Origin of the sequence: Haladaptatus caseinilyticus (genome assembly GCF_026248685.1) — an archaeon.
GTDB classification, from domain to species: domain Archaea; phylum Halobacteriota; class Halobacteria; order Halobacteriales; family Haladaptataceae; genus Haladaptatus; species Haladaptatus caseinilyticus.
The window spans coordinates 1,560,557-1,586,371 of the sequence record NZ_CP111036.1; the positions used below are offsets into that span (position 1 = coordinate 1,560,557).

Sequence of the window (25,815 nt, forward strand, 5' to 3'; positions counted from 1 at the left end):
TGTGCCGTATGTGACTGTTTGGCAGGGTAATGCGCCATTTCGGGGTGATATCCGGGCGGCAAAACACTACGCTTTTCAACCTCGTACAGGTAGGAATACCCAATATGGGCAGACGAAAGAAGATCGTCGAACAGTGCGAGCGGCTTATGGACAAACCGGAGCAGATCCGGAACATTGCGATTGCCGCCCACGTCGACCACGGTAAAACGACGCTTACGGATAACCTTCTCGCTGGTGCGGGCATGATCGCCGACCAAGGCGAAGCCACCCAGTTGATGATGGACACGGAGGAGGACGAACAGGAACGCGGTATCACCATCGACGCGGCCAACGTCTCGATGACTCACGAGTACGAAGGTAAAGACCACCTCATCAATCTCATCGACACACCTGGTCACGTCGATTTCGGTGGCGACGTCACTCGTGCGATGCGTGCCGTCGACGGTGCGCTCGTCGTCGTGGACGCCGTCGAGGGCGCGATGCCACAGACGGAGACCGTCGTCCGACAGGCACTCCGCGAGGGCGTTAAGCCGACCCTGTTCATCAACAAGGTGGATCGACTCATCTCGGAACTCCAAGAGGGTCCCGAGGAGATGCAACGCCGCCTGCTCAACGTCATCGACGACGTAAACGAGCTGATTCGCGGCATGACCGATGACATGGACGACGTGGACGATTGGACCGTCTCCGTCGAAGACGGAACCGTCGGGTTCGGGTCGGCACTCTACAAGTGGGGTGTCTCCATGCCGTCGATGCAAGCGACGGGAATGGACTTCGGGGACATCATGGAGCTCGAACGCAACGACAACCGCCAAGAGCTGCACGAGAAGACGCCGCTGTCGGACGTCATCCTCGACATGGTCTGTGAACACTTCCCGGACCCCATCGAGGCTCAACCCCGTCGTATCCCGCGTGTCTGGCGTGGTGACGATGATTCGGAACTTGCCGAACAGATGCGGCTCGTGGACCCGGACGGCGAAGTCGTCCTGATGGTCACCGACATCGGTATCGACCCGCACGCTGGCGAAATCTCCGCCGGTCGTGTCTTCTCCGGGACACTGGAGAAAGGACAAGACCTCTACATCTCGGGAACCGTCGGAACGAACCGCGTGCAGAGCGTCGGTATCTACATGGGTGGCGAACGCGAGGAAGTCGAGCGCGTTCCCGCCGGAAACATCGCCGCCGTCACCGGTCTGAAAGACGCTATCGCCGGTTCGACGGTGTCGAGCGTGGAGATGACGCCGTTCGAGTCCATCGAACACATCAGCGAACCCGTCATCACGAAATCCGTCGAGGCAAAGAACATGGACGACCTGCCGAAACTCATCGAGACGCTTCGACAGGTCTCCAAAGAGGATCCGACCATCCAAATCGACATCAACGAGGACACGGGGGAACACCTCATCAGCGGACAGGGTGAACTCCACCTCGAAGTCATCACCCAGCGTATCGAGCGCAACCAGGGTATTCCGGTGACGACTGGTGAGCCTATCGTCGTCTTCCGCGAGAAGGTCCAGGGTGCAACCACCGAAGTCGAAGGTATCTCCCCGAACCGCCACAACCGGTTCTACCTCACGGTCGAACCGCTGTCGGACGAAATCGTTGGGAAGCTGAAACTCGGTGACATCTCGATGGACATGCCCGAGCAGGAACGCCGTGAAGTGCTCCAAGAAGCCGGCATGGACAAGGATACCAGCCAGAACGTGGAACACATCCACGGAACGAACATTCTCATCGACAACACGAAAGGTATCCAGCACCTGAACGAGACGATGGAACTCGTCATCGAGGGCCTCTCGGAGGCGCTTGACGACGGTCCGCTCGCTGGCGAACCCGTCGAAGGGACGCTCATCAAACTCAACGACGCGCGTCTCCACGAGGACACCATCCACCGTGGTCCGGCACAGGTCATCCCGGCGGTCCGCCAAGCAGTGCACAACGCACTCATTCACGGTCACGTGAAGCTCCTCGAACCGATCCAGAACGTGCGCATCGACGTGCCGAACGAGCACATGGGTGCTGCGTCCGGCGAGATTCAGGGCCGCCGTGGCCGCGTGGACGACATGTACCAAGAAGGGGACCTGATGGTCGTCGAAGGGATCGCGCCCGTCGACGAGATGATCGGGTTCTCCTCGGACATCCGCAGTGCGACGGAAGGTCGTGCGTCGTGGAACACGGAGAACGCCGGGTTCCGTGTCATGGCGGACAACCTCCAACCCGAGACCATCATGGAAATCCGAGAACGCAAAGGTATGAAGCAGGAACTGCCCCAGGCTATCGATTACTTCTAACCGATAGCCACCGTTTTACCGGCGTATTTTTCATCAGTTCTGCTACCGGGAGTGCCGACTTTCGCGGTCGTGTGCGTACTACGGAGGCCCCTCCGACGAACGGTGGCGTCGTCCCACTGCATCCAGCAGGTGTTCGAATACAGAGCGGAGCAGTTGGATGATCAACACCGATCGATATCTTCCTTTATTTACCGAGTATAACCGTGCAAAATTGAGTCGAAGCTCGCCGGTGGTTGTACTATATTACCGCTCTCCTCGGTGCACGATTTCCGCGTCGCACACCGGGCAGATTTGGTTACGGCTGTCGAAGGCCGTCTGGCAAAACGCACAGACGTGGTCCTTTGCTATACTGTCACTGTTTGCGCCAACTGCATCCGTGAATCGCATCGTCTATCACCAGTTTCTCGTTCAGTCCCAAGGGATATTACTACGAGCTCGTTAACGAGTAGCATAGGTGATGACTAATTCTGGTTGCAAACCGTTTTGGGTCCGTTTCATCCCGTTGCAGTCCCCGTATTGGAGAATTTTGTGACCGTGTGAAGGTTTATTGCCCCCCACGCCCCAATCCTGCTATCATGGCTGACCACGACGGGCACGTGCAGGCATACACGGTTCGGTTGGAACTCGCCGACGAACCGGGTGAACTGCTTCATGCCCTCGAACCGATTGCCGAATATGGCGGTAACTTACTCAGTGTGTTCCACGAACGCGGATCGCTCACACCGCGTGGCCACATTCCGGTCGAAGTGGACTTAGAATGCCCTCCTGACCGGTTCGACACCATCGTTTCCGCACTGCGAGAAGCGAGCGTGAACGTCATCCGTGCAGGCGCGGAGCGATACGACGAAGAGATAACCGTCGTTCTCACCGGTCACATCATCGATACGGACGTTTCCGACACCCTCTCTCGGATTACCAGCGAGTCGAACACGTCCGTAGTCGATATCTCGCTCTCGGCTCCGGAAGGAACCAGTGACGTTTCGAGCGCACGGCTTCGACTCGCCACCGACGCTACCGAGACGGCCGACGTTCTCGACACGGTAACGGCCGTCGCTGAGGAAAAGGAATTGCGGGTCATTGCACCCCTGACCGAGGGGGAGGGTATCGCATGAGACTCGCGGTGCTCGGTGCGGGCGCAGTCGGCCGGTCGGTCGTGGAACTCGCAGGTGAGTACGGGCACACCGTAACGGCACTCGCGGATTCCAGCAGTGCTATCGTCGATGAAGATGGTATCGACGTAGATGCCGTCTTGGCGCGAAAAACCGACGATGAAACGATTGGAACGTTTTCCCATGATGCGGTTTTCGACAGCGAGTACGACGTGCTGGTGGAAGCGACCCCGACCACCCTTGGCGACGCACAACCGGGATTCGGCCATGCGCGCGCCGCACTCGAATCCGACCATCATGTCGTACTGGCGAACAAAGGGCCGGTCGCCGAGCGATACGAGGAACTACAGGCACTGGAAGCGCGGAGCGAGGGTCGCGTGCTGTTCGAAGCGACGGTCGGCGGCGCTATTCCAGTTCTCTCAACGATTTCTGATGTCGGCGCAACGAACGTCACAGCTGTCCGCGGCGTATTGAACGGAACCGCGAACTTCGTCCTTTCACGAATGGCCGCCGAGGGGTTGAGCTACGAACACGTGCTCGCGGAAGCACAAGACCTGGGTGTGGCGGAGGCTGACCCCTCGTTCGACGTCGACGGCACCGATGCGGCACTGAAATGCGTTATCCTGGCGAACGTGCTCTTCGACGGTAACTACTCCATCGACGACGCGGTGGTCGCCGGTATCCGTGATTTGCCGGGGAGTGCGCTCGAACTGGCCAGTGAAGACGGCTGGACGATTCGACTCGTGGGCGAAGTCGCGCGCGATGGCGTTCGCGTCGGCCCGCGTCTCGTCCCTGAACACGGAACGTTGGCGGTGTCCGGCACGCGCAACATCGTTCAGTTCGAGACAAAGCACGCGGGGCAGCTCAATATCAGTGGTCGAGGGGCGGGAGGACCTGAGACTGCTTCCGCAGTGTTGTCGGATGTAACGACGCTCGAGCGGGAAGAATAAATCCGAATGGTCTGATTCCTTTCATACGTTCTCTGTGTCAATTGTTCTCACTAACCGCCAGACGGCGGCCAGATGCCCCGCACGACGTATCGAAATGGTTTTAACCGCTTCTGCCAAATAATTCCTCCAGAGCGCATCTGCGCGTGAGATACCAATGAGTGACAAACCACACCAGAACTTGGCCGTCATCGGCCACGTCGACCACGGTAAGAGTACGATGGTCGGGCGACTCCTCTTCGAGACAGGGAGCGTCCCGGAGCACGTAATCGAACAGCACCGCGAAGAAGCGGAAGAGAAGGGTAAAGGCGGCTTCGAGTTCGCCTACGTGATGGACAACCTCGCGGAGGAGCGAGAACGTGGTGTCACGATCGACATCGCCCACCAGGAATTCGACACCGACGAATACTACTTCACTATCGTCGACTGTCCGGGCCACCGCGACTTCGTGAAGAACATGATCACGGGCGCATCGCAGGCGGACAACGCAGTGCTCGTCGTCGCCGCTGACGACGGTGTCGCGCCCCAGACCCAGGAGCACGTCTTCCTCTCGAAGACGCTGGGTATCAACGAACTCATCATCGCCGTCAACAAGATGGACGTCGTTGACTACGATGAGGGCAAGTACAAGGAAGTCAAGGACGAAGTTTCGAAGCTCCTGAAGCAGGTCAACTTCAAGTCCGACGACGCGACGTTCGTCCCGACCTCGGCGTTCGAGGGTGACAACGTCTCCGAGCAGTCGGACAACACGGCCTGGTACGACGGCCCGACGCTGCTCGAGGCGCTCAACAACCTCGAGGCACCGGAGCCACCAACGGACGCAGACCTCCGTCTGCCGATTCAGGACGTCTACACGATTTCCGGCATCGGTACGGTGCCTGTCGGACGTATCGAAACGGGGACGCTCAACACGGGCGACAACGTTTCGTTCCAGCCGAGCGACGTCGGCGGCGAAGTCAAGACCGTCGAGATGCACCACGAAGAGGTGCCAAAGGCAGAACCCGGCGACAACGTCGGTTTCAACGTGCGCGGTATCGGTAAGGACGACATCCGTCGCGGTGACGTGTGTGGTCCCGCCGACAACCCACCGAAGGTGGCCGACACGTTCACGGCCCGTATCGTCGTGATGCAGCACCCGAGCGTCATCACGGCAGGTTACACGCCGGTCTTCCACGCCCACACGGCACAGGTCGCATGTACCATCGAGTCCATCGATGCGAAGATCAACCCATCCACCGGTGAAGTCGCTGAGGAGAACCCGGACTTCATCAAATCCGGCGATGCGGCAAAGGTCACGGTTCGACCACAAAAGCCACTCAGCATCGAGCCAGCTGGCGAAATTCCAGAACTCGGTTCCTTCGCCATCCGTGACATGGGCCAGACCGTTGCGGCCGGTCAAGTCCTCGAAGTCAACGAGAAATAAACGATGCAACAGGCACGAGTCCGACTCGCAGGAGCCAACCCCTCGGACCTCGACGACATCTGCGACGATGTCCGTGAGATTGCCGAGAAAACCGGCGTCTCCCTGAGCGGTCCGATTCCACTCCCGACGAAGACGCTGGAGATCCCCACCCGCAAGTCCCCTGACGGAGAGGGAACCGCGACATGGGAACACTGGGAAATGCGCGTCCACAAGCGTCTCATCGACCTCGACGCCGATGAACGCGCGCTGCGACAGTTGATGCGCATCCAGGTTCCAAACGACGTTAGCATCGAAATCGTCCTCGAGGACTAATCCTCGACCCAAACTTCTTCATTTCTCACACTGCCCAGCGGTAGCGCCGGGGATTCGTTTTTGTAGTTCGAGTGACCACTGTACGGTATGCGACTCGCGCGCTCCCCGACGGTGCAGACGCTCGTCGTTTTCTGTGTCGTGTTCGCCCTCCAGTCGGTGATCCGACTCGTCAGTCTGCCGTTGGCGGCGAGCCTGTTCACGCTGGCGCCGCCGGTGGCGCTTCGGCCGTGGGCCCTTCCGCTCAGCGTCTACGCACATGCCAATCTACCGCATCTCGTGTCCAACGCGATCGCTCTCTTGTTCGCGGGGTTGCTGATCGAGCGTGTGACGACGACGTTCCGATTTCACGCCTATTTTCTCGCGGTCGGTATCCTCGCGGGCGTTTCGCAGGTATGGGTAGACGGCCTCGTGGGTCCTGCGCATCCCGTCCTTGGCGCAAGCGGCGCGGTGTTCGGCCTGTTCGGGTACCTGCTCGCCGGTAACCCGATGGCCGACGCGGTGCTCGGTAAACTCCGTCTTTCGCGCAGAGCACAGATCGTGGCAATGCTTGCTCTCGCGTTTCTCGCCACCCTGACGACTGCCACCCCCGGTGTCGCCTTGATCGCTCATTTCACCGGGTTCGCAGTCGGGTTGGTTGCGGGACGGCTTCACATCCTCCGCACCGAAACACAAGCTACAAGTAACGACCGAGCGGTACAATAGTTCGAGGGCTCGTAGATCAGTGGCAGATCGCTTCCTTCGCAAGGAAGAGGCCCCGGGTTCAAATCCCGGCGAGTCCATTTCTTTCGTTTCACTTCATTTCAGGATCAGTGAACTTGCAGACCTTCGCGAACATCCCGCATTCTCAGTCCCGGCGAGTTCACTTCCATCGAGATTTCATGTGGTCGGTTCGAGGCTCGAAACCGGAAACTCCACGCCACAGGTAACGAACCCGAGCTCAGGGATGAACTGATAGACGTGACACTCGACACCGGGATTGATCGACAGGTGGAGATACGCTTCCCGTTGGCTGAACTCGTAATCCTCGATGAGCCACTTCATCATCCCGATAAAGCAGTTCTCTAGCGTGTTTTGGAGGGTACCAGCGTCGTTCATCGCATCGACCTGCACGAGTTTGTCTGGCGTTTCGATGCGAAGCACACTGGGAACCCTGTCCTTCGCTACGATTTCGACGCTGAGCGTCACCTCGGCCGAGGTTTCATTCGCGATCATCGTCAGTTTCGAGTCCCCCTGTGACCCATGGACGTCGCCGAGAAAGAGCAGCCCTCCTTCGTGAAACGAATTCAGAAAGACGGTACTGCCCGCTCTCACGTGACAAGCCGGTCGTCCCCGGACGGGGGAACCGGTCAACGCGCATCGTAATCAATCCGAACATGCGTGGGCGAGCGGGTAACGAGTATGGTTGCTTTCTACTCGCCTTCACGACAACCGTTTCACGGGTAATTCCCTCATTACAGCCCTTGAAAACGCTGATATCTCCAGTGTGGTTATCATGGTTTTTCCTATCGTTTCATTCAGTTCTTCTACAGCTTCCGAGTCTTATCCGGGATATAATGAAGGGGGTAGCGGTCTACGTATGAAATACGCCCGGAGCCCGGGTGTGACGGACCCGGCAAGTGTTCGACGGTGCCGGAGGCTCTGGTGGCGAGCTGGCCTCTCGCCGTGTTTCGGCCATGCCTCCCACGAAAGTTTGTCATCTCGAACGCATGCCGACTTTTTCAAGAACCACAAACAGAGAATGACGATTTCAGTAATCACCAACAATGAGCGACGAACCACTCGATAACGTTGACCGCGGAATCCTGCACCTGTTACAGGAGGACGCGCGTAACACGACCACGACGGAGATGGGTAACGCAGTCGGCGTCTCAGCCAGCACAGTCGGCAATCGGCTACAACGACTCGAAGAGGAGGACATCATCAAGGGATATCATCCGCAAATCGACTACCACAACGCGGAGTTCCCGCTTCGTGTCCTCTTCATCTGTACCGCGCCGATACCGGTCCGGGATGAACTCGCGGAACGAGCCCTCGAAGCGGATGGCGTGATCAACGTAAAGGAGATCATGGCTGGCGTCGAAAACGTTCACGTCGAGGCAGTTGCACCGAGCCGAGACGGCGTGACCGAGATCGGAAAGTCGCTCGACGAACTCGGGTTGGACGTGGTGGAGGAAGTACTCGTGAAAAGCGAGCATGTTCAACCGTTCGATCATTTCGGCCAGGACGAAGTCAACAAGTAATAGTTGGCAAATATCTTCGAAAGTGGCAGGATTTTGTGCTTCAAATCCGATTCGAACAGATTCATCCGTCATACTTATCTGCTGACGAATCGTTCCTACTACTACCGGAATGGAGCGAACTTCATACCGATTGGAGGACGGTGAACGTCCGAGCACCGCCGTCATCACCGCGATTGCGGAATACGAAGGTTCGTCACCGGACGAAATTCGGCCGCAACTGTACGACGCTGTCGATCCAGACGCACTGGACTCGCTCTTCCAACCGCGAGTTGATGGTACGTTTCGACGCGGTGGTAGTGCTGTCTTCACGTATCGTGGCTATCGAATCACCTACGAAAGTGATGGTTGGATCCACGTAAACGACGATCAGAGCACCGCTTCGGGGGCGTCCGAACACACTCCCGCTGACGAGTAATCAGCTGTGCAATGCGAGTAGATCATCGATGGCGCTGACGTACTCCGTTCGATCGTATCCTAGTCGACTGAGCCAGATGTTGTCGTAAGACGGGTGTAGCAGTGGTAACGCCGTCACACCGAGACGATCGCATTCGACGGGTGACAGCACACGGTCGAGGAAGCTGTCGACCGCGATGGATTCGAACTCGAACAGGATTTTCGTGGCGTGCTTGCCCGTTGGCACGACAACTGCGGGATCCACCTGTTGCATCTCCGCTTTCAGGTGAGCGAAACAGTTCTCGAGTTCGTCGTGATGTGGTTCGCGGTTCGAACCATCGTCCCCCTCGGGGAAGCATTTCACTGCGTTCGTAAAGTAGGCGTCGTACCCGAGGTCCGAAAACAGCGAGCGGACCTTCCGTCCCGAGTGACGCGTCGTATACGCCATTCCCGTCCAGTTACCACCCTGCCACCGCTCTGCATTGGGGTTTCCGTAGCCGGGTGCTTCCCCGATGACCATCACGTCCGCATCGAGCGGCCCGGTCCCCCACGAGATGCGATTTCGACACGAAACGAGTTGGGGACAACGTGAACAGTTCGGCGAGCGGACGTTGCGCGAGTCGGGGAACATGGACATCTGTTCGAACACTCAGTCGTCTTCTTCGACGACTTGGATACCGCGGTTGTTGACCGCGTTCGGGTTCAGTCCGACCTCTTCCAGATACTGTTTGTACTCCCGCTCACAGGCTTCTGCGTCGGCCTGCTTGTCGCTGGCTCGATCACACAGTGCGACAAGGTCTTCCGGCACGTCGTTCGTGTAGACGATCCAGTGATTGATGAGGTCGGAGAGGCGGCGAATCGGACTGGTGAAGTGCCCGTAGATCTCGAAGTTCAGTGCGTGGTGACCGCCGAACGGGTCACTCATGTATCGTGCACGTGGCATTACTTTCATCACTGCCCACTGAATCTTGTCGAGCTGTCGAGCCGGTGCTTCTTCGAGCGTGGCGTTGACCGCCTTTCGTGGATCGTCCCACGTGCTTCCCGGAATCGAGACCCCGTCCAAGTTCTGAATCTCCTGGAGCGCTTTGCTCCACTCGTCAGGCGTTGGTTGTGGGTGAACGCGGTACATCGCCTCCACGCCACGGCCCCACATCAGCTCGTGCGTGACCGCTTTGTTGGCTTTCAGCATCGATTCCTCGATGAGTGTGTGTGCGCGGTCTCGTCGCGGGTTGAGGACGAGACTCCCGTCTTCCTTTCGCTGCTCGTGCATCTGGTCTGCGAGCTCGAACGACAGTTTACATTCCTCGTGGAGCGGCGCGTCCTCGTCGTCGATTCGATCCTCCGCTTGTGCGTAGGTCAACCGCTCGTCGCTCCGGATGACGGATTTGTAAATCTCGATGGTTTCGTAGGAGAGGTTCTCCTTATCGAGGTGCATCTCGACGGTGTGTGCGAGACGGTCCTCGTTGGGCACCAAAGAACAGACCGTCTCCGCCAGCATCGGCGGAAGCATGTGTATCGTATAGGACGGTAGATAGACCGTGTTCCCCCGTTTGACTGCTTCCTCCCACATGTTCGTCTCCGGATTGACGTAGTGCGTCACGTCGGCGATGTGGACCCAGAGAACGTACTCGTCCTCGCGCTCTTCGACGGAGATCGCGTCGTCGAAGTCCTGTGCGTCGATCGGGTCGGTCGTCCACGTCGTCATGTCACGCAGGTCTTTGCGCTCTTCGACTTCGTCCTGAATCTCCTGCTGAATTCCCTCGGTTCGTTTCTCTGCCTCGGTCATCACGGCCTTTGGGAACTCGTCTCGGATCTCGAACTTCTCGAACAGTTCCTTTCGCCTCGTATCGAGTCGCTCGGCGAGTTCCGGCGAAATTTCGACCGGCCCCTGTCCCTCGGCAGTTCCTGCCTCAGCCTGCGCGTCGCTCGTCATGGCCGCTTCTAAGGGAGTCGGGAAGTTAGTCGTATCGACTGGTCAGCCGTCTCGCTCTTCCAATGGCCCGTAGCGGTTTCGAATAGCGGTTTCGTATCGAGTGAAAAACTCCATCTGTTCGACAGTGCCAGCATCGATTTCGATGAGGAGTGCTTCCAGTTCGTCTCGCGGTTGATGACAGAGTTCACCGTGGCACGCCTTACAGAGGTGCTCGAACGATTTTCCGCTTCGGTCCCAGCGATTCCCCTCCTTGTCGTATTCGCGAGCCGCATTACGGAGGACGGCATCGCCACAGGCAATACAGACGACTGACTTTTTCTCCCGGTTCCGCCGGGAACCCCACATACGATATTCTTCGTCGCGCTCCCACTTCGCCTTTTTGTCAGATAGTGAACTCGAAGAGATCGTCGCCGACGTAATGAACCGACTCGACGACCTTTCCGGAGTCCCCGACCATATCGTCACCTGCCGTTTTGGCACGTCCGATGGCGAGCACTTTGCCATGGGTTTCTTCGACGATAGCGACGAGATCGCCCGGTTCAATGTCGTCGTCCGCTTCGACGATTCCGGGGCGCATCACGTCCGCGCCGTCGCTGACGAACGACACGGCGCCAGCATCTACCGTGACGATTTGGCTCGTCGGCGGATAGTCGTTTGCACCCTGTACCGTCAGGAACGGTTCATCGCCGACGTAGACGACGGTGGGGTTACCGTCGACGAGGACGAGGTCGAACTCCGTCCCTTCCAGTTCCACGAGTTCGTAGGCGTCCGCATCGAGTTCGACGCCGACCGTATTTGCGAGCGCTTCCTCTATTTCTCGGACCTCGTCGCTTCGAAGGTGATGACGAGATTTGACCTGCATACCCGCAGGTGCGTCGCTTTCAGCCATAAACCCACCCGTTTGTCTCGACGAACCTAGATGGTGTTGTGGACCGTTTCCCGAACAGTTACAAAAGAAATGACCGTCGATTTCGCGTTCAGAAGCTGAACTGTCGTGCGGGCGCTTCCGTCTTTCCGTAGGCATTGGTGAGAACGGCACGGTATTCGTACGTAACACCGCTCTGTTCCCCCACTGGATGTCCAGTGAAGGTTTCGTAGGCATCGACCCGGCGGAGTTCGGTGTCGTGCGGGAATCCATCTCCGACTTCCCCCCATTCGAACCACGCATCGCCACCGTCTTCGTTCGTCCACCCGTCTAACTCCACTTCGCCGTTGTTGACGGTGTAGTGTCCCGTTCTCGGTGCCGCCGGTGGGCTTCCAGTGCCACCACCACCGCCACCGCTGCCACCGCCGCTACCGTCACAGTCGTAGCACGGAACGTCCGCGTTTGCGCTTCCCATCAGTGAAACTCCACTCATCGCCGCGAGTGCCGTTCCGGAGAGTTTGAGTATGTCTCGTCGTGACGTACGGTTGTTTTTCTCTGCCATACTACGAATACTATTTTCTCATATAATATATAATTTTCTATAAAAATAGATTGAGCTAAAACTGTGTCGGCTCCTTTTTTATGCCCCTTCGTTAGGACACTACTCATAGAATACTGGAAAAAAGACTTCCACACCCGAAATACGGTCGTAACTTCCACAATATCCATTCTACCTGTACGACAGTCGGTTTTCGGCGGTGATGATCCGTCCATCGTCGGACACGCCGCTCACGGCGTCTGACGTAAGAACTATACTCGTTCGCTTGCCCCATCATGCTATGGGATTCATGGATAAGATTCTCGGTGAAGGTCCGTCAGGAAGCACTGGGGATTACATCGAACTCGATTTGGATGATTTCGAAGCCGCACCCGACGAAACACGCGTCAGCGTTCATATCGCTGAGATTGGGGACCAACAGGACGTCATTTCGATCAAGGATGCGGTCTACGACGGTGACATCGTTATCGCCGATATCACCCGCCTCCGAACCGGTGATACCACTGTCGAGCGAATTACGGACGAACTCCAGCAGGTCGCTCGTGAGGTCAACGGCGATATCGTCCAGAAAGGTGACGACCAACTTATCGTGACGCCAACGGGCGTCAGTATCAGTCGGACAAAACTCGGGCGTAATTAGACGTTATCCGGCGTATCTGCTTTGTCTTCGACAGTGCGCTTCAGCGAGTCGCGACGTGCTTTGGCGTCTCGCCCGGTTGCTTCGAGGAGGAACTCGTTTTTCTTGCTGACTGCGTCGGCGGCGGCGTCTGCGTTCCCCTCCGCGATGACGTCCTCGGCAGGGCGTTCCTGGAAGTCGACCGCCAGTTTGTCTTTCTTGCCACTGTACGATGCCGCGCCTGCGATGATACGCTCGAACACCGGGTTGTCGGGTTCTTCGACCACGTAGAGTTCGTGCCCGTTGAACTCGTCGGTTCCCGTGACCGGTCCGAAGTAGTCTTCGATACTCGCTTTCAGGTCGGGCATTCGGTCTTCGAGGTGCTCACCGCGTCGCATTTTGTATTCTTTCATGGGTTGCTCCCTGATTGGGTGGGTGGATGTTTACTCTTTTCGCGTCACGTTTACTCTTGTTCACTTAGATATCCCCGCCGACACTCGGGGCAGATGTCCCCTGCACGGAGCGACGACCCAGTCGCTGCTCCCCCGAACTCCCCACATTCGGGACAGATGAGGTCAGCATCGGGATCCGAGTCCGAGGCTTGATCCGGTTTCGGGGCCTCGCGCGCACGAGTGAATCCCGTTTCCGTCTGCGGATCGGGTCGCGTGGTTCTGACGAAGCCGGTCTCCTCACGCGGTTCGGCCTCCACGACTTCCGCTCCGTCGTCCGCTTTTGGCGCGCTTTCGGGCGTCAGTCCGCCGCCGAAGTTCACCTCGGTGCGACCACTGTCTCCAGGTTCGGCGCTGAAGCCTTCGTCTTCCATTCCCGTGTCGGGCCAGTTCGTCGCTCCATTCCCTGCAGTATCGACGTTCGTGTCTTCCGGATCCGGCCACTCGCCGTGGCTACGACCCGTTTCTTCGTCGTTGTCGTCGTCATCGTCGTCGTCGAGAATGACTCCGTCGTCTTCTTCCGCACTCCGTGGCGGTTCGAAGTCGTCGTCGTTGAAGCTGACGGGTTCCGGTGTCGATTCTACACCGGCGGACGATGGTGTGCCCACCGGTTCGACCACTGCTCCCGCGCCGGTGTGTTCCGGATCCGAGGCCGGTTCCGAATTGGACCGTTCTCGACTCGCTATCGGTTCCGGTGTCGGTTCCGGTTCCTCGATTGCCGTCACCTCCTTGTTCTCGCTGACGACCTGCTGATCGCCACACCGATTACATTCTTGAAACTCTCGGACCGTTACTACCACTTCGTTGCCTTGTTCTTCTCGCTCGCGCTCGATTTCGGACTCGCCGTAATCGTGCCCCAGCAGCGAACACCTGAGACCCATTGGTGTGGGTTATTTTCACGGCGTAATAAAAGGGTGGTGCTTTCCCCGATTCAGCCGAAATTCTCGCTTTTCGTATCGGCCGGATCGTGCCCCGCTGCCTGCAACGCTTCGTTTGCGTCCTCGATAAAATCGTCAAACCCGTAGACGAACACTTGACCCTCTGCTGTCGAGAGGACGTCCTTTACGTCCTCGTCTCTCAGCGCGTCGTCAGTTATGAGCACCGTCGCTCCCGTGGTTTCGAGTTCCCGAAGACGGTCTTCGTGTGCCGGCTCGTCGTCCTGATAGACGACGATGGCGGAACCGCCGTCGGCAATCGCACGTTCCGCGATGCCGACAGCGGGGCCGACACCCGGACCTCCGGCGAGCACGACGACGCTGGGTTCGCCTTCATAGTACGATCGTCCATACGGTCCCGCGATTTCGACCGTCTCACCCGAATCCAGTTCGGCGAGCCATGGACTCAAATCCCCATCGGGGTCGATACCGACCGTGATTTCGAACGTTTCGTCGGTGTCGGGTGATGAAAGCGTATAGTGGCGCGTGACCTCGTCGCCGTCGACCTCACCGCGAACCTGCACGAACTGTCCCGGTTGCGCGTCGAACCCCGGTGGCGACTTCAGTTCGAGAGCAATCGTGTTTTTGCCGACAGTTTGTACCGACCGCACCGTGATTTCGGTGCCATCCATGTATTATCGTTTGACGCTTACGGCCAAATTCTTTCCCTTCCCGCTGGGTCTTCTTCAGAAGGCTTTTGATTTGCCACCGGGTAGCGTAGCAGTGATGCAAGACCTGAACTGGGCCATCGGCGGCGAAGCCGGCGATGGAATCGATTCGACCGGGAAAATCTTTGCGCAGGCTCTCTCCCGCGCGGGACGACACGTCTTCACGTCGAAGGACTTCGCCTCCCGCATCCGAGGAGGGTACACCGCGTACAAAATCCGGTCGTCTACGGACCAAGTCGAGAGCGTCGTGGACCGATTGGACATCCTCGTGGCGCTCACCCAGCGGACGATAGACGAGAACCTCGACGAACTGCACGAGGACAGCGTCATCATCTACGACGGGGAGCGCACCGAAATGGAAGACGTGGATATCCCCGGCGAGATGATCGGGCTGTCCGTGCCACTCAAACGCCTCGCCGAAGATGCTGGCGGTGCCATCATGCAGAACACCGTCGCTCTCGGTGCGGCCTGCGAAGTGGCACAGTTCCCGATCGAGAATCTCGACAGCGCACTGGACAAGAAGTTCGGTGCCAAGGGTGAGGCCATCGTCGAGAACAACAAGGAAGCCGCCCGTCTCGGACAGGAGAACGTCCAGGAGGAGTACGACCACGACTTCGCCTACGATATCGAGACGACGGACAACGACTACGTCCTCCTCAACGGGGACGAAGCGATCGGTATGGGCGCAATCGCCGCCGGATGCCGGTTCTACTCCGGTTACCCCATCACCCCTGCGACCAACGTGATGGAGTATCTGATGGGCCGTATCCAGCACTTCGGTGGGACCGTGGTGCAGGCAGAGGACGAACTGTCCGCCATCAACATGGCGCTCGGCGCGGCACGCGCGGGTGCACGGTCGATGACGGCCACGTCCGGTCCGGGTATCGACCTGATGACCGAGACGTTCGGCCTCGTCGCACAGAGCGAAACGCCGCTCGTCATCGTGGACGTGATGCGATCCGGTCCATCGACCGGGATGCCGACCAAACAGGAGCAGGGCGACCTGAACATGACGCTGTACGGTGGACACGGTGAGATTCCACGGTTCGTCGTCGCGCCGACGACCGTTTCGGAATGTTTCCAGAAGACCGTCGAAGCGTTCAACTTCGCCGAGAAGTACCAGACGCCGGTCTTCCTGCTGGCCGACCTCGCGATGGCGGTGACGGAACAGACGTTCTCCCCTGAGGAGTTCGACATGGACGAAGTCGAAATCGACCGCGGCAAGATCGTGGACGAAAACGACATCGACGCATGGACGGACGAACAGGACCGTTTCCAACCGCACTTCCCGACCGCGGACGGTATCAGCCCGCGCGCACTCCCCGGCACGACCGGCGGCGCGCACATGTCCACCGGTCTCGAACACAACTCGCTCGGTCGTCGTACGGAGGACACCGACACGCGTGTCGAGCAGGTAGACAAGCGAAACCGTAAGGTAGAGACGGCACAGGAGGAAGAAGACTGGAGTCCACGCGAGTTCGGCGACTCGGACTCGGACACGCTCGTCATCTCGTGGGGGTCGAACGAAGGGCCGATGCGCGAAGCGCTCGACTTCCTCGAAGAGGACGACGTGAGCGTTCGATTCCTCTCGGTTCCGTACATCTTCCCACGTCCCGACCTGACCGAGGACATCGAAGCAGCGGACAAGGTCATCGTGGTCGAGTGTAACGAGACGGGACAGTTCGCGAACGTCATCGAACACGACACGCTCACCCGCGTCGATCGAATCAACAAATACAACGGAATCCGGTTCAAGGCGGACGAACTGGCTGACGAAATCAAAGCAAAACTCGGACAGGAGGTAGAAGCATGAGCTCGGACGTTCGATTCACTGACTTCAAGTCGGACAAGCAACCCACGTGGTGCCCCGGTTGTGGGGACTTCGGGACGATGAACGGGATGATGAAGGCACTCGCCGAAACCGGTAACGACCCGGACAACACGTTCGTGGTCGCCGGTATCGGCTGTTCCGGTAAGATCGGGACGTTCATGCACTCCTACGCCATTCACGGCGTTCACGGACGTGCGCTTCCCGTTGGAACGGGCGTCAAACTCGCCAACCCGGACCTCGAAGTGATGGTCGCGGGTGGCGACGGTGATGGTTACTCCATCGGTGCTGGACACTTCATCCACGCGGTTCGCCGCAACGTGGACATGTCCTACGTGGTCATGGACAACCGTATTTACGGCCTGACGAAGGGGCAAGCCTCGCCGACCAGCCGCGAGGACTTCGAGACGAGCACGACGCCGGAAGGACCGAAACAGCCGCCGGTCAACCCGCTCGCCCTCGCGCTCTCGGCAGGTGCAACGTTCATCGCACAGTCGTTCTCGACCGACGCGCGTCGCCACGCGGAAATCGTTCAGAAGGCCATCGAGCACGACGGTTTCGGCTTCGTGAACGTCTTCTCGCCGTGTGTCACGTTCAACGACGTGGACACCTACGACTACTTCCGCGATGCGATCGTGGACCTCGCCGACGAGGACCACGACTCGTCGAACTACGACGCGGCCAAAGAGAAGATCCTCGACGCCGACAAGGAGTACCAGGGCGTCATCTATCAGGACGAGAACAGCGTTCCGTACAGCGAACTGCACGGCATCGAGGGCAACATGTCCGAGATTCCGGACGGCGCACCCGAGGACGCAATGGACCTCGTGCGCGAGTTCTACTGACCGGCGGAACCTGACGTTCGATTTCGCTTTTTTCGTCCCGACGCATCGTCACCCTCGTGGTTTGCGAAACAGTTCCGTCGCGTTTCCGACGACGAACGACGAACCAGAAAACGAGGGCGTTTTCTGTCCCTCCGGCTCCGACTGATTCCCTCGTTCTCGCGGCGTTTGTGCCTGTTTTTTATGAGATGGCCAGTAACACCGTGTAAAGATGACTGCGGAAACATGCGACAATGCCGTCGGTGGGGTGGGATGCCAGTTCACCTCGGCGACCGTTTTCACTGCGCCCTCCGACATCGACCGAGTTCGTGTGACGACCCCCCGCGATTCGGTCGGTTTTGATGTGCCGATTCGAACGTTCGAACCCGAAAAGGAAACGACATATCTCTCCGTCACCGAGGCGATTGTATGACTGAGCATTTCGACGTCATCGTTGCCGGTGCCGGTCCCGCCGGGGCACAGTGTGCGCGGGATTTGGCTCAACGGGGACACGACGTGGTCGTCCTCGAAGTCGAGGGGGAAGACGAGTTCCCGAAACAGAGCAATAAATCCACGGCGGGGACGTTTTCCTCGATGATGGCCGCGTTCGGAATTCCGGACGACGTGGTCATGAACTACACAGACAACGTCGTTCTCGAATCACCGAACGAGCATTTCGTTCAGGAACAGCCCGGCGCAGTTCTCGAATTCGCGGATTTCAAGCGGTTTTTGGTCGAGGATGGCCGCGAGGAAGGTGCGGAATACTGGTTCGAGTCGCGTGTTTCGAAGCCCATCATGGAAGGAAACGAGATCGTGGGCGTTCGCCACAGCGGGAATCAGGAAGTGTACGGCGACATCATCGTCGATGCAACCGGACCGAGCGCCCCTCTCGCGAAGAGTCTCGGTGTGAGCAATCTCAAGCGGGAAAACCAGGCCATCGGCGTCGAGTACGAACTGGACGGCGTCGATATGGATTGCGATGGGTACGCAGACCTCACCGACGCGATGATGCTCCGACTCGACCACGAACTCGCACCGGGTGGCTATTCGTGGATTTTCCACACCGGTGAAGATACTGCGAAGGTGGGCCTCTGTTATATCCAGAACGAGAGCCATCACGATTACGCGAAGGATGGGATGGGTATCGACGATTACATGCAGTATTGGCTCGACAACGACCCACGATTCGAGAGCGCAGAACGAATCCCCGGAAAGCAGCATCGCGGGTCGGCTCACATCCAGATGCCGGGAAGCCTCAGCACGGACAACTTCATGGCAGTTGGGGATACCGTTCCGACCATCGACCCGCTTTGGGGAGAGGGTATTCACACCGGGATGAAATCCGGTCGCGCCGCGGCGATAACTGCTGACCGATGCTTCATGACTGGCGAGTCCGACACGTCTGCCGACAAGATGTCCATCTACAACAAACTCTGGCACGGCGATGTCGCTCCACAGATGCGGACTCGACTGCTCATGACCCAACTACTGTACCTCGCCGAAAACGAGCGCTACGACACATTGGTGCGGGACCTGAAACGAATCGGCAGTGACGTACGAAGCAACGCGAACGCCGGAAAGATTCGAGGTATTCTGGAACTCCTCCACTGGGAGGACATACCGCTGCTGAAGCGGTTCGCCAAGGAACAACTGCCACTCTGAAGTGGTTCCTGTTTTGGAAAGTCGATTCGCTACGGAACACCTCTCGTTTGATTCGAATATCGAGACCGGACTGCCGTAGTCGCAGTCGGTAAGCGCATTATGCGTAACGACTGTAGCGTTCACCGTCTCAACATCGACCTCGTTGCCTGCAACCGCTTCACTACCATCGTCTTCGAAATCGACGTCTATTCCGCTCCCTCGACGATCCTCCCGTCGTTACAGATCCCGGATAGCGCTTTCAGCGTCGTCCAGCGCTTCTTGCCGATCAAACTCGTTAACGATGGTTTCTAGTTCCTCACGGGACACATCGGCCAAGGCGCGTGCGTGGGCGGTCATGTTCGGCACTGCTCGGATGATGTTGTCGATAATCGGAACCGCGGCGGTTCGCGGGGACCGCGAGAGCGGATTGAGGTCGATGACGAGTTCCGTCTTTCCCATCTCGGCGAGCGCTTCCGCTCGGTCGCCGTCCTCCAGCGGAACGAGCACCACGTCCGCGGTGAAAATTCCGTCTTCGTCTACCTTCGCGCGTTCGTGTTCCAATCCGGGAATTCGGGCATCCGCGGTGAGTCCCTTCACATCCTCGGCACCATGTTCGTGCAGGTGATCGGCGATGGCTTGCATTCGTTCGTCCGTGCGGTTGAACAGGTTGACCTCGATGTCCGCACCGGTCGAATCGGCGAGGTCCACGATTTCGCCGGGAACGAGCGCTGCGACGTTTCCGTTGACCGAGAGGACGGCGTGCTCAGCGAGAAGTAACTGTGCGGCCGCGGCCCGCTCTGCTTCGTCCGCGCTCGGGAGCGTTTCCTCCCCGAGCAGATAATCGAAGGACTCCCCTCGACCCTCCGCGATGAGACCTTGCCTGCTCGTGATACCCTTTTCGACGCCCGCTTCGATGCGGTGGCGCGTGAGAAGTGATTGGTAACGGGGATGGTCCTCGGGAATCTCCACCTCGTCGGTCATGGTCGTTTTCCGCAGTGAGACCGAAAAAACAGTTCGCTTTTCGATGACTCGCTACCAGCGGCAGTTCCGAGATGGCGCTTTGGAGCGGGGTTGTCTGTCGGTTCGGACAAGGCGGATTATTCGAGCAGTGTTGCTCCAGCGTGATGCGTTTCGCACGCCATAGCGTCGTAACCGGCGTCGGAGAGACCGGTATCGAGTGCGAATACGGTTTCACCCAGCATGGCCATCGAGGCCTGTCCACCGACATCGTGAACATCCTCGATTACCGCTCGGACCTCGTCGGTGAGTAAGCCGGTTTCCTCGGCGAACGCACGGGATTGACGCATGAACGAATCGAGCGTCGGTTCGTTCACCAGCGCGACGAGTGCATCGACACCCGCCCGAGAGAGTCGGTCGGTGCTTCCCGAGAGCACTTCCGCAGTTGAGAGTTCGCCGAGTGACGCGTATTCGATGCGTGCTCGTGTCGGGATTCCGTCGAGGCGATTGTACTCCGGCGCGCCGGGTTCGAGGCGGATGGGGACGCCACCGCGTGCTTGGGCTACCACGTCTCCGAGACCGGTTCCTGCTTTGACCTCCGCGCTGTGGGCGAGCGTCACCAGTTCGTTTTCCGACCGTCCCCGGTCGAACGCATCGTTGGCGGCGAACGCCGTCCCGAGTGCGAGTGCGCCCGAAACGCCGAATCCTGCACCGAGTGGAAGGTCGGTTTCGGCGGACACCTGTGCTGTAACGTCCAATTCGTCGAGGACGCGTCTCCCGGCCTCGACTGCGGCGAACTCACCGTTCAACTCGATACTCGCCTCCGCTGCGGGTTCGACGGTCACAGTCACGCCCTCCGAAAGCGTCAGCCCTGCCCCACGCGACCCGGCTTGTTTGGGGTCGTCCGCCTCGTGGATGCTGAAAAACCCCGTGACGTGTCCGGGAACGAACGCACGACCTGCCTCGTCGCTCATACCGTCGTTTTCGGGCGACAGCGTATAACCCTTAAAATTCGTCGTCGTCACTCGGCAGTGGTGTGGTCGGTTGGTCGAATGCGGAAAAAAGCCGATATCGCGCGGAACGCGGATTTATCTACGGACTCAATCGCTGTCGGTCTCGTGGGAACAACACGGCCTCGCGGATGTTGTCCAGTCCGAGCATCGTCATGATGAGACGCTCGCCACCGAGACCCCAACCGGCGTGTGGCGGCATGCCGTATTTGAACATCTTCGTGTAGTAATCGAAGGCCTCGGGGTCGAGACCTTGCTGTTCGAAGCCGTCCACGAGTTTCTCGTAGCGGTGTTCACGTTGCCCACCCGAGACGAGTTCCATGCGTGGATGCATCATGTCGAACCCGGTCGAGAGCTCCTCGTCGTCGTCGTGGTCCTTGATGTAGAACGGTTTGATCTCGCTCGGCCAGTCGGTGATGAAGTAGTGCGTTCCGACATCTTCGCCGAGTGCCTTCTCACCCTCGGTCGGTAGGTCGTCGCCCCAGACGAGCATCTCGTCCAGTTCACCGGTCGCGTTGATTCGTTCGATTGCCTCCTCGTAGGTCAGCCGTGGGAAGTCGCCGTCCGGTACTTCGAAATCGACATCGAGTGCGTCGAGTTCGTCCTGGCAGTTCTCGGCGACGGCCTCATATGCCGCTTTGACGACCGATTCACACGCGTCCATCGCTTCTTCGTGGTTGTAGAACGCGCTCTCGAAGTCGATGCTGGTCGCTTCGTTCAGGTGGCGCGGCGTGTTGTGCTCTTCTGCACGGAAGATCGGACCGATTTCGAACACGCGTTCCAATCCGCTGCCGACCATCAGCTGTTTGAACAGCTGTGGGGACTGGTTCATGAACGCCTCCTCGCCGAAGTAGGTGATGGGGAACAGTTCCGTTCCACCTTCCGTCCCGGTTGCCACTATTTTTGGCGTGTTGATTTCGCTGCATCCGAGTTCTCGGAACTGCTCGCGGACGGCGCGAAGCACTTCGCCGCGAATCTTGAACACGGCTTCCACGTCGCCTTTTCGTGCGTCGAGGGTCCGGTTGTCGAGTCGGGTCGAGAGGTCGGCATCGACCTTTCCACTGGGGTCGAGCGGCAGTTCGGGTTCCGCGGACGCGATGACCTCCACGTCCGTCGGGACGATTTCGACGTCCGTCGGAGCGCGGGGTTCCTCTTTCACGTCGCCCGTTATCTGAACGACGCTCTCTCGGTTGACGCCGAGTCCGGTTTCGACGAGGTCGTCGTCCATCTCGTCCTTCTCGAACTTGACCTGAATCTTGCCCGTCGTGTCGCGGACGATGATGAATGCGATTCCACCGAGGTCACGGATTTCGTGTACCCAGCCGGCCACCGTGACGGTGTCACCGGGTTCGGCATCCGCAGTGTAGGTTCGGTTCTGCATACGCCGCAGTTCTTCCGGGGCGGCCTTAAACGCGTTCGTTTCACTCCGTCCGTCGTGTCAACTCGGATGTGTCAGTCCTGGCGCGTCAATCCCGCAGCGATGGTCTCGATGAGCATGTCGCGGACGGCGGGATAGTACTCCTCACCGAACTGTTCACGATACGGCGGGATGAACTTCACCGCGCCCATCGTGCCGGCGATGGCGACGGGGTCGCCATCGCGAACGTCCCCTTCCGCTTGCCACTTCTCGATGTACGGCACTACGTACGCCAACGAGTCAGCACGCCGTATCTCCATTTCCCCCTCCGGAACGTCGTCCATCGCGCGCATCATCCCCTCCAATTCGTCGCCCGCCAACAACTGCCGAAACAGCTGGTTTTCCTCCATCGTCTCCACCAACCCACCGAGGAATTTCCGAATCGCTCGTTCCGGATCCGCCTCCGCCCCGAGCGAGTTTGCGACCAACTCGTCCGCGACTTCGTGACCTTCCGCTTGGATGACTTCGAAATACAGTGACTCCTTCGAGTCGAAAAACTGGTAAAACGTCCCGTTTGCGATACCGACAGCATCCGTGAGGTCGGCAATCGTCGTTTTCCGGAGGCCGTACTGAGCGAACAGATCACGACCCGCTTCGATCAGCTCGTGACGGATCCGTTCGCGCTCCTCTTCGTCGAACCCTCTCATCGGACGTCCCTCCGTTGGAAAAGGTACACGCTCACTGACACGAGTATCACAGTTCCGATGAGTAACACGGCTACGCCGGTCCAATCGTATTCACCGCTCACGAGGATCGCAGTCGGGTCGTAGTATTGGGTCGGACTCAGTCCGCCGACCCAATCCATCCCCGCCGACTCGCCGATCGAGTCGAGTAAGAACAGACCGAACACCGCACCGAGTCCACCACGCTGTGCGAGGTCCGTTTTTCCTGCGACGACGGATAGAAGGAGTCCGATCGCACCGCAGGCAAGTAGGTACGGAATCGACAGCAGATGGACCATCACCAAGTCGGTCACGTCGATCGATTCGCCGACCAGTACGACGCCGAGGAAGACGGCGACCGGTACGGCGACGTTCACCACCAGTATCGGCGTGCCGAGCGAGCAGAACTTCTCGATGACCACGGTCGTTCGGCTGATTGGTGTGGCGAGGAGGATGTCCATCCGGCCGCGCTCCTCGTCCCCCGCGATGAGTGCTCCCGCGACGTAGGCGACGTAGACGCCGAGAAGCAGGAGCCAGAAAAACTGATACATTTCGATCGCCAGAAAACCCTCTATCGTCGTCAGCGAGGCCTCCCCGAACGTCGCCTGTAGTGCAGGTGGCATACTCTCGAGATAGGCGTCCAAATCGACGCCGGAGTTCGTCACCGAGGGGAAAAATCCGATAAACAGGAGCGACATCAGGGCGAGCAGTCCGCCAAGCGCCAGCGACCCTCGAACACGCCTTTTCCCCTCGTATCGAGCGATTTCAAACATGCGCTTCCTCGCCGTAGAACCGCATGAACACTTCGTCGAGCGGCGCTTCTTCCACGTCTAGATCTATTAACTGATACTGGTCGAGCTGGTCGATGAGCGTGTCGTACTCCCCGGTAAAGGTGAATCGAACCTCGCCGTCCACGCTGAGGTCGTGAACTCCCGCAAAGTCGAAGTCGCTCGGTTCGACAGGTTTCGCTGTTCGCACTCTGACGCGCTTGCCACTTCTATCGAGCAGCGTCTCCACGTCTTCGGTCGTGACGAGTCGTCCGTCGCGGATGATGCCGACCCTGTCACATACCTTGCGGACTTCGCTCAGGATGTGACTGGAGAAGAAAACCGTCGTTCCCGTCCCCTGCTCTGCCTGGACGAAATCGTAGAACCGGTCCTGCATCAGCGGGTCGAGTCCCGACGTCGGTTCGTCCATGATCACGAGGTCGGGGTCGTGCATGAACGCCGAGATGATGGCGAGTTTCTGCTTGTTTCCGCGCGAGTACTCCTCGATCTTTCGGTCGATGGGGGGGTCGAACAGTTCGAGCAGTTCGGCGCGTCGCTCGTCACCCTTCAACGACGCCTGATAGTCCAGAAACCGTTCTCCGGTCGTTCCCTCGTCGAACCCGGGATCGCTAGGGAGGTAACCGATTCGACGTTTGGCTTCGATGAGGTCGGTTTCGCTCGCGACATCTCGGCCGAGAATCGTCGCATCACCTTCAGTGGGAGCGATGAACCCCAGTAGTGTCCGAATCGTCGTCGTCTTTCCGGCCCCGTTCGGGCCGAGGAAACCGAAGACTTCGCCCACCTCGACGGTGAGGTCTAGGTGTTCGATACCTCGCGTCTCACCGTAGTACTTCGTGAGTCTGTTTGTTTCGAGTGCCGACATATGCTTTTCCGTATGGATACTCGTTTCATGAATTCATGAATATTTCGTTCATGTATTCTTGAACGTCGTAGGGGATTCCGTCGGCTATCGCTCCCGAAATAGCAGTCATCACCGACGCTGTCGCTCACGTTCGTCGACACAGATGACCGAAAACTCAGCGATCGCTTCGGAGGTTACGCCGATTCTAGATGCGCCTTCTTCGCGTCTCTCGCCCCTTCGACCGTCTCACGAACGGCTTCGACCCCCTCGTCGTGGACGAGGTCCCCGACGATGATGGTGTCCGCGTGCTGGGCCATCGTGTGCGCAGACTCGTAATCGTGAATGCCACCGCCGTAGAACAGTGTCGCCTCGTCCAGTTTTTCCTGTGCCGCGGCGACGACTTTCGGGTCGCCGAAGGTTCCGGAGTACTCGATGTAGACGATCTCCTGGCCGTACATCTGCTCGGCGATTTCGGCATATGCCGCGACGTCTTCGGCCGACTGGTCACAGTCAGCGTCGGTGAGTTCGGCGACGCTCGCTTCCGGATTCATGACGATGTACGCTTCCGTCGTCGTCGTTTCCCAATCGACGTCGCTCGTCTTCACCCACTCCTTGTGGAAGCCGGTCATCCACGCGATATCCCCCGCATTGAGCACGATCGGAACGAGATAGCCATCGAGCGCGTCATCGTCCACGACGACCGCTGGATTGCTCGGTTCCTGATAGAGCGCGACGTCGTATTTCGCGCAGGCGTCGATGACCGATTGCATCTTTTCCCGCGTCATGTCGAGCGTCCCGCCGATTTCGATGGCGTCCGTGCCGGTCTCACAGACGTCCTCGAAGGTATCGTCACCCGCGAGGCTCTTGTCCGGGTCGAGTTTGATGATGTGGTTCCAGTCGTCCCAAGGCGCAGTCATTAGCCTTCCTTTCAAAACTGTCGGCTAAAACTGCTTCGGAACGCACTACCACCTTTTGCTTCAGTCGAGGGCAGAGGCCAGCATCATCATGACGCTGGCCTCTGCTGGTCTCCCGGCAAAAGCTGGACTAAAAGCACTCCTCCCTCACTTCGCGTCGCTCCGCTCGGTTGTCGGCCCGCTCGCTCGTCGCTTG

The 25,815-nt window shown here is 58.7% G+C and carries 29 protein-coding genes and 1 tRNA gene; 14 read left to right on the forward strand and 16 right to left on the reverse strand.

Annotated elements, in window-relative coordinates; translation table 11 throughout:
• Positions 1 to 104 precede the first annotated feature (104 nt).
• The 7 genes from OOF89_RS08555 (at position 105) to OOF89_RS08585 (ending at position 6,861) form a co-directional block, all read left to right on the forward strand.
• The gene (locus OOF89_RS08555; RefSeq protein ID WP_266075171.1) at positions 105 to 2,291 is read left to right on the forward strand and encodes an elongation factor EF-2; all 2,187 of its coding nucleotides are present in this window, start codon (positions 105 to 107) and stop codon (positions 2,289 to 2,291) included.
• 575 nt (positions 2,292 to 2,866) lie between these two features.
• A complete protein-coding gene (locus tag OOF89_RS08560; protein ID WP_266075173.1) occupies positions 2,867 to 3,403 on the forward strand; it encodes an amino acid-binding protein in 537 nt (178 codons plus the stop codon).
• Entirely contained in the window at positions 3,400 to 4,350 is a 951-nt protein-coding gene (locus OOF89_RS08565) for a homoserine dehydrogenase (protein ID WP_266075175.1), read from the forward strand. Before OOF89_RS08560 ends, OOF89_RS08565 begins: the two co-directional genes overlap by 4 nt.
• Before the next feature lie 154 nt (positions 4,351 to 4,504).
• Positions 4,505 to 5,770 carry a translation elongation factor EF-1 subunit alpha gene (gene tuf, locus OOF89_RS08570; protein ID WP_266075177.1) on the forward strand — a complete coding sequence of 422 codons (1,266 nt, stop codon included), beginning with the start codon at positions 4,505 to 4,507 and terminating at the stop codon, positions 5,768 to 5,770.
• Between the two features lie 3 nt (positions 5,771 to 5,773).
• Positions 5,774 to 6,082 carry a 30S ribosomal protein S10 gene (gene rpsJ, locus OOF89_RS08575; protein ID WP_007979652.1) on the forward strand — a complete coding sequence of 103 codons (309 nt, stop codon included), beginning with the start codon at positions 5,774 to 5,776 and terminating at the stop codon, positions 6,080 to 6,082.
• 87 nt (positions 6,083 to 6,169) lie between these two features.
• Positions 6,170 to 6,784, forward strand: a complete 615-nt coding sequence (locus OOF89_RS08580; RefSeq protein ID WP_266075182.1) for a rhomboid family intramembrane serine protease — start codon at positions 6,170 to 6,172, stop codon at positions 6,782 to 6,784.
• Between the two features lie 5 nt (positions 6,785 to 6,789).
• A tRNA-Ala gene (locus tag OOF89_RS08585) sits at positions 6,790 to 6,861 on the forward strand.
• Between the two features lie 97 nt (positions 6,862 to 6,958).
• On the opposite strand, the gene OOF89_RS08590 is transcribed toward OOF89_RS08585, so the two are convergent.
• On the reverse strand, positions 6,959 to 7,393 hold the full coding sequence (locus OOF89_RS08590; protein WP_266075184.1) for an acetamidase/formamidase family protein: 435 nt from the start codon (positions 7,391 to 7,393) through the stop codon (positions 6,959 to 6,961).
• Between the two features lie 452 nt (positions 7,394 to 7,845).
• Here OOF89_RS08590 and OOF89_RS08595 point away from each other — a divergent pair, with 452 nt between their 5' ends.
• Together OOF89_RS08595 and OOF89_RS08600 are read left to right on the forward strand one after the other, a co-directional pair.
• On the forward strand, positions 7,846 to 8,322 hold the full coding sequence (locus tag OOF89_RS08595) for an Lrp/AsnC family transcriptional regulator (RefSeq protein WP_266075186.1): 477 nt from the start codon (positions 7,846 to 7,848) through the stop codon (positions 8,320 to 8,322).
• 109 nt (positions 8,323 to 8,431) lie between these two features.
• On the forward strand, positions 8,432 to 8,737 hold the full coding sequence (locus OOF89_RS08600; RefSeq protein WP_266075188.1) for a HalOD1 output domain-containing protein: 306 nt from the start codon (positions 8,432 to 8,434) through the stop codon (positions 8,735 to 8,737).
• On the opposite strand, the gene OOF89_RS08605 is transcribed toward OOF89_RS08600, so the two are convergent.
• From OOF89_RS08605 to OOF89_RS08625, 5 genes are all read right to left on the reverse strand, one after another.
• A complete protein-coding gene (locus OOF89_RS08605) occupies positions 8,738 to 9,346 on the reverse strand; it encodes a uracil-DNA glycosylase (RefSeq protein WP_407661601.1) in 609 nt (202 codons plus the stop codon).
• An 18-nt stretch (positions 9,347 to 9,364) separates the two neighbouring features.
• Positions 9,365 to 10,648, reverse strand: a complete 1,284-nt coding sequence (locus OOF89_RS08610) for a ribonuclease catalytic domain-containing protein (RefSeq protein ID WP_266075192.1) — start codon at positions 10,646 to 10,648, stop codon at positions 9,365 to 9,367.
• A 42-nt stretch (positions 10,649 to 10,690) separates the two neighbouring features.
• Positions 10,691 to 10,993 (reverse strand): DUF7562 family protein, encoded by a 303-nt coding sequence (locus OOF89_RS08615; RefSeq protein WP_266075194.1) that lies wholly within the window; start codon positions 10,991 to 10,993, stop codon positions 10,691 to 10,693.
• A 37-nt stretch (positions 10,994 to 11,030) separates the two neighbouring features.
• The gene (locus tag OOF89_RS08620) at positions 11,031 to 11,510 is read right to left on the reverse strand and encodes an RNA-binding protein (RefSeq protein ID WP_266079721.1); all 480 of its coding nucleotides are present in this window, start codon (positions 11,508 to 11,510) and stop codon (positions 11,031 to 11,033) included.
• A gap of 115 nt (positions 11,511 to 11,625) precedes the next feature.
• Positions 11,626 to 12,075: a hypothetical protein gene (locus tag OOF89_RS08625; RefSeq protein WP_266075196.1), complete on the reverse strand. Its 450-nt coding sequence runs from the start codon at positions 12,073 to 12,075 to the stop codon at positions 11,626 to 11,628.
• 277 nt (positions 12,076 to 12,352) lie between these two features.
• On the opposite strand from OOF89_RS08625, the gene OOF89_RS08630 reads away from it, so the two are divergent.
• Positions 12,353 to 12,712, forward strand: a complete 360-nt coding sequence (locus tag OOF89_RS08630; protein WP_266075198.1) for a cell division protein SepF — start codon at positions 12,353 to 12,355, stop codon at positions 12,710 to 12,712.
• On the opposite strand, the gene OOF89_RS08635 is transcribed toward OOF89_RS08630, so the two are convergent.
• Genes OOF89_RS08635 through OOF89_RS08645 form a run of 3 tightly spaced genes read right to left on the reverse strand, consistent with a single transcriptional unit; the run spans position 12,709 to position 14,704 of the window.
• Entirely contained in the window at positions 12,709 to 13,101 is a 393-nt protein-coding gene (locus tag OOF89_RS08635) for a DUF5611 family protein (RefSeq protein ID WP_266075200.1), read from the reverse strand. The two genes, OOF89_RS08630 and OOF89_RS08635, sit on opposite strands and share 4 nt — an antisense overlap.
• A 50-nt stretch (positions 13,102 to 13,151) precedes the next feature.
• Positions 13,152 to 14,018 (reverse strand): DUF7093 family protein, encoded by an 867-nt coding sequence (locus OOF89_RS08640; RefSeq protein ID WP_266075202.1) that lies wholly within the window; start codon positions 14,016 to 14,018, stop codon positions 13,152 to 13,154.
• A 50-nt stretch (positions 14,019 to 14,068) separates the two neighbouring features.
• A complete protein-coding gene (locus OOF89_RS08645; RefSeq protein ID WP_266075204.1) occupies positions 14,069 to 14,704 on the reverse strand; it encodes an FAD-dependent oxidoreductase in 636 nt (211 codons plus the stop codon).
• Positions 14,705 to 14,795: 91 nt separating this feature from the next.
• On the opposite strand from OOF89_RS08645, the gene OOF89_RS08650 reads away from it, so the two are divergent.
• The 4 genes from OOF89_RS08650 (at position 14,796) to OOF89_RS08665 (ending at position 19,051) form a co-directional block, all read left to right on the forward strand.
• Positions 14,796 to 16,553, forward strand: coding sequence for a 2-oxoacid:acceptor oxidoreductase subunit alpha (locus OOF89_RS08650; RefSeq protein WP_266075206.1), 1,758 nt, complete (start codon positions 14,796 to 14,798; stop codon positions 16,551 to 16,553).
• The gene (locus OOF89_RS08655) at positions 16,550 to 17,413 is read left to right on the forward strand and encodes a 2-oxoacid:ferredoxin oxidoreductase subunit beta (protein WP_266075208.1); all 864 of its coding nucleotides are present in this window, start codon (positions 16,550 to 16,552) and stop codon (positions 17,411 to 17,413) included. The genes OOF89_RS08650 and OOF89_RS08655 overlap by 4 nt, the downstream gene beginning before the upstream one ends.
• A gap of 208 nt (positions 17,414 to 17,621) precedes the next feature.
• Positions 17,622 to 17,822 carry a hypothetical protein gene (locus tag OOF89_RS08660; RefSeq protein WP_266075210.1) on the forward strand — a complete coding sequence of 67 codons (201 nt, stop codon included), beginning with the start codon at positions 17,622 to 17,624 and terminating at the stop codon, positions 17,820 to 17,822.
• A complete protein-coding gene (locus OOF89_RS08665; RefSeq protein WP_266075212.1) occupies positions 17,819 to 19,051 on the forward strand; it encodes a digeranylgeranylglycerophospholipid reductase in 1,233 nt (410 codons plus the stop codon). The genes OOF89_RS08660 and OOF89_RS08665 overlap by 4 nt, the downstream gene beginning before the upstream one ends.
• A gap of 216 nt (positions 19,052 to 19,267) precedes the next feature.
• Here OOF89_RS08665 and OOF89_RS08670 read toward each other — a convergent pair whose 3' ends face one another.
• From OOF89_RS08670 to OOF89_RS08700, 7 genes are all read right to left on the reverse strand, one after another.
• The gene (locus OOF89_RS08670) at positions 19,268 to 20,011 is read right to left on the reverse strand and encodes a 4-phosphopantoate--beta-alanine ligase (protein ID WP_266075214.1); all 744 of its coding nucleotides are present in this window, start codon (positions 20,009 to 20,011) and stop codon (positions 19,268 to 19,270) included.
• 116 nt (positions 20,012 to 20,127) lie between these two features.
• A complete protein-coding gene (locus OOF89_RS08675; protein WP_266075216.1) occupies positions 20,128 to 20,961 on the reverse strand; it encodes a pantoate kinase in 834 nt (277 codons plus the stop codon).
• Positions 20,962 to 21,079: 118 nt separating this feature from the next.
• Positions 21,080 to 22,378: an aspartate--tRNA(Asn) ligase gene (gene aspS / locus OOF89_RS08680; protein WP_266075219.1), complete on the reverse strand. Its 1,299-nt coding sequence runs from the start codon at positions 22,376 to 22,378 to the stop codon at positions 21,080 to 21,082.
• Positions 22,379 to 22,449: 71 nt separating this feature from the next.
• Positions 22,450 to 23,061, reverse strand: coding sequence for a TetR/AcrR family transcriptional regulator (locus OOF89_RS08685; RefSeq protein WP_266075220.1), 612 nt, complete (start codon positions 23,059 to 23,061; stop codon positions 22,450 to 22,452).
• Entirely contained in the window at positions 23,058 to 23,849 is a 792-nt protein-coding gene (locus OOF89_RS08690) for an ABC transporter permease subunit (protein WP_266075222.1), read from the reverse strand. Before OOF89_RS08690 ends, OOF89_RS08685 begins: the two co-directional genes overlap by 4 nt.
• Positions 23,842 to 24,726 carry an ABC transporter ATP-binding protein gene (locus OOF89_RS08695; protein ID WP_266075224.1) on the reverse strand — a complete coding sequence of 295 codons (885 nt, stop codon included), beginning with the start codon at positions 24,724 to 24,726 and terminating at the stop codon, positions 23,842 to 23,844. Before OOF89_RS08695 ends, OOF89_RS08690 begins: the two co-directional genes overlap by 8 nt.
• Before the next feature lie 173 nt (positions 24,727 to 24,899).
• Positions 24,900 to 25,622 carry a phosphoglycerol geranylgeranyltransferase gene (locus tag OOF89_RS08700; RefSeq protein WP_266075226.1) on the reverse strand — a complete coding sequence of 241 codons (723 nt, stop codon included), beginning with the start codon at positions 25,620 to 25,622 and terminating at the stop codon, positions 24,900 to 24,902.
• Positions 25,623 to 25,815 lie beyond the last annotated feature (193 nt).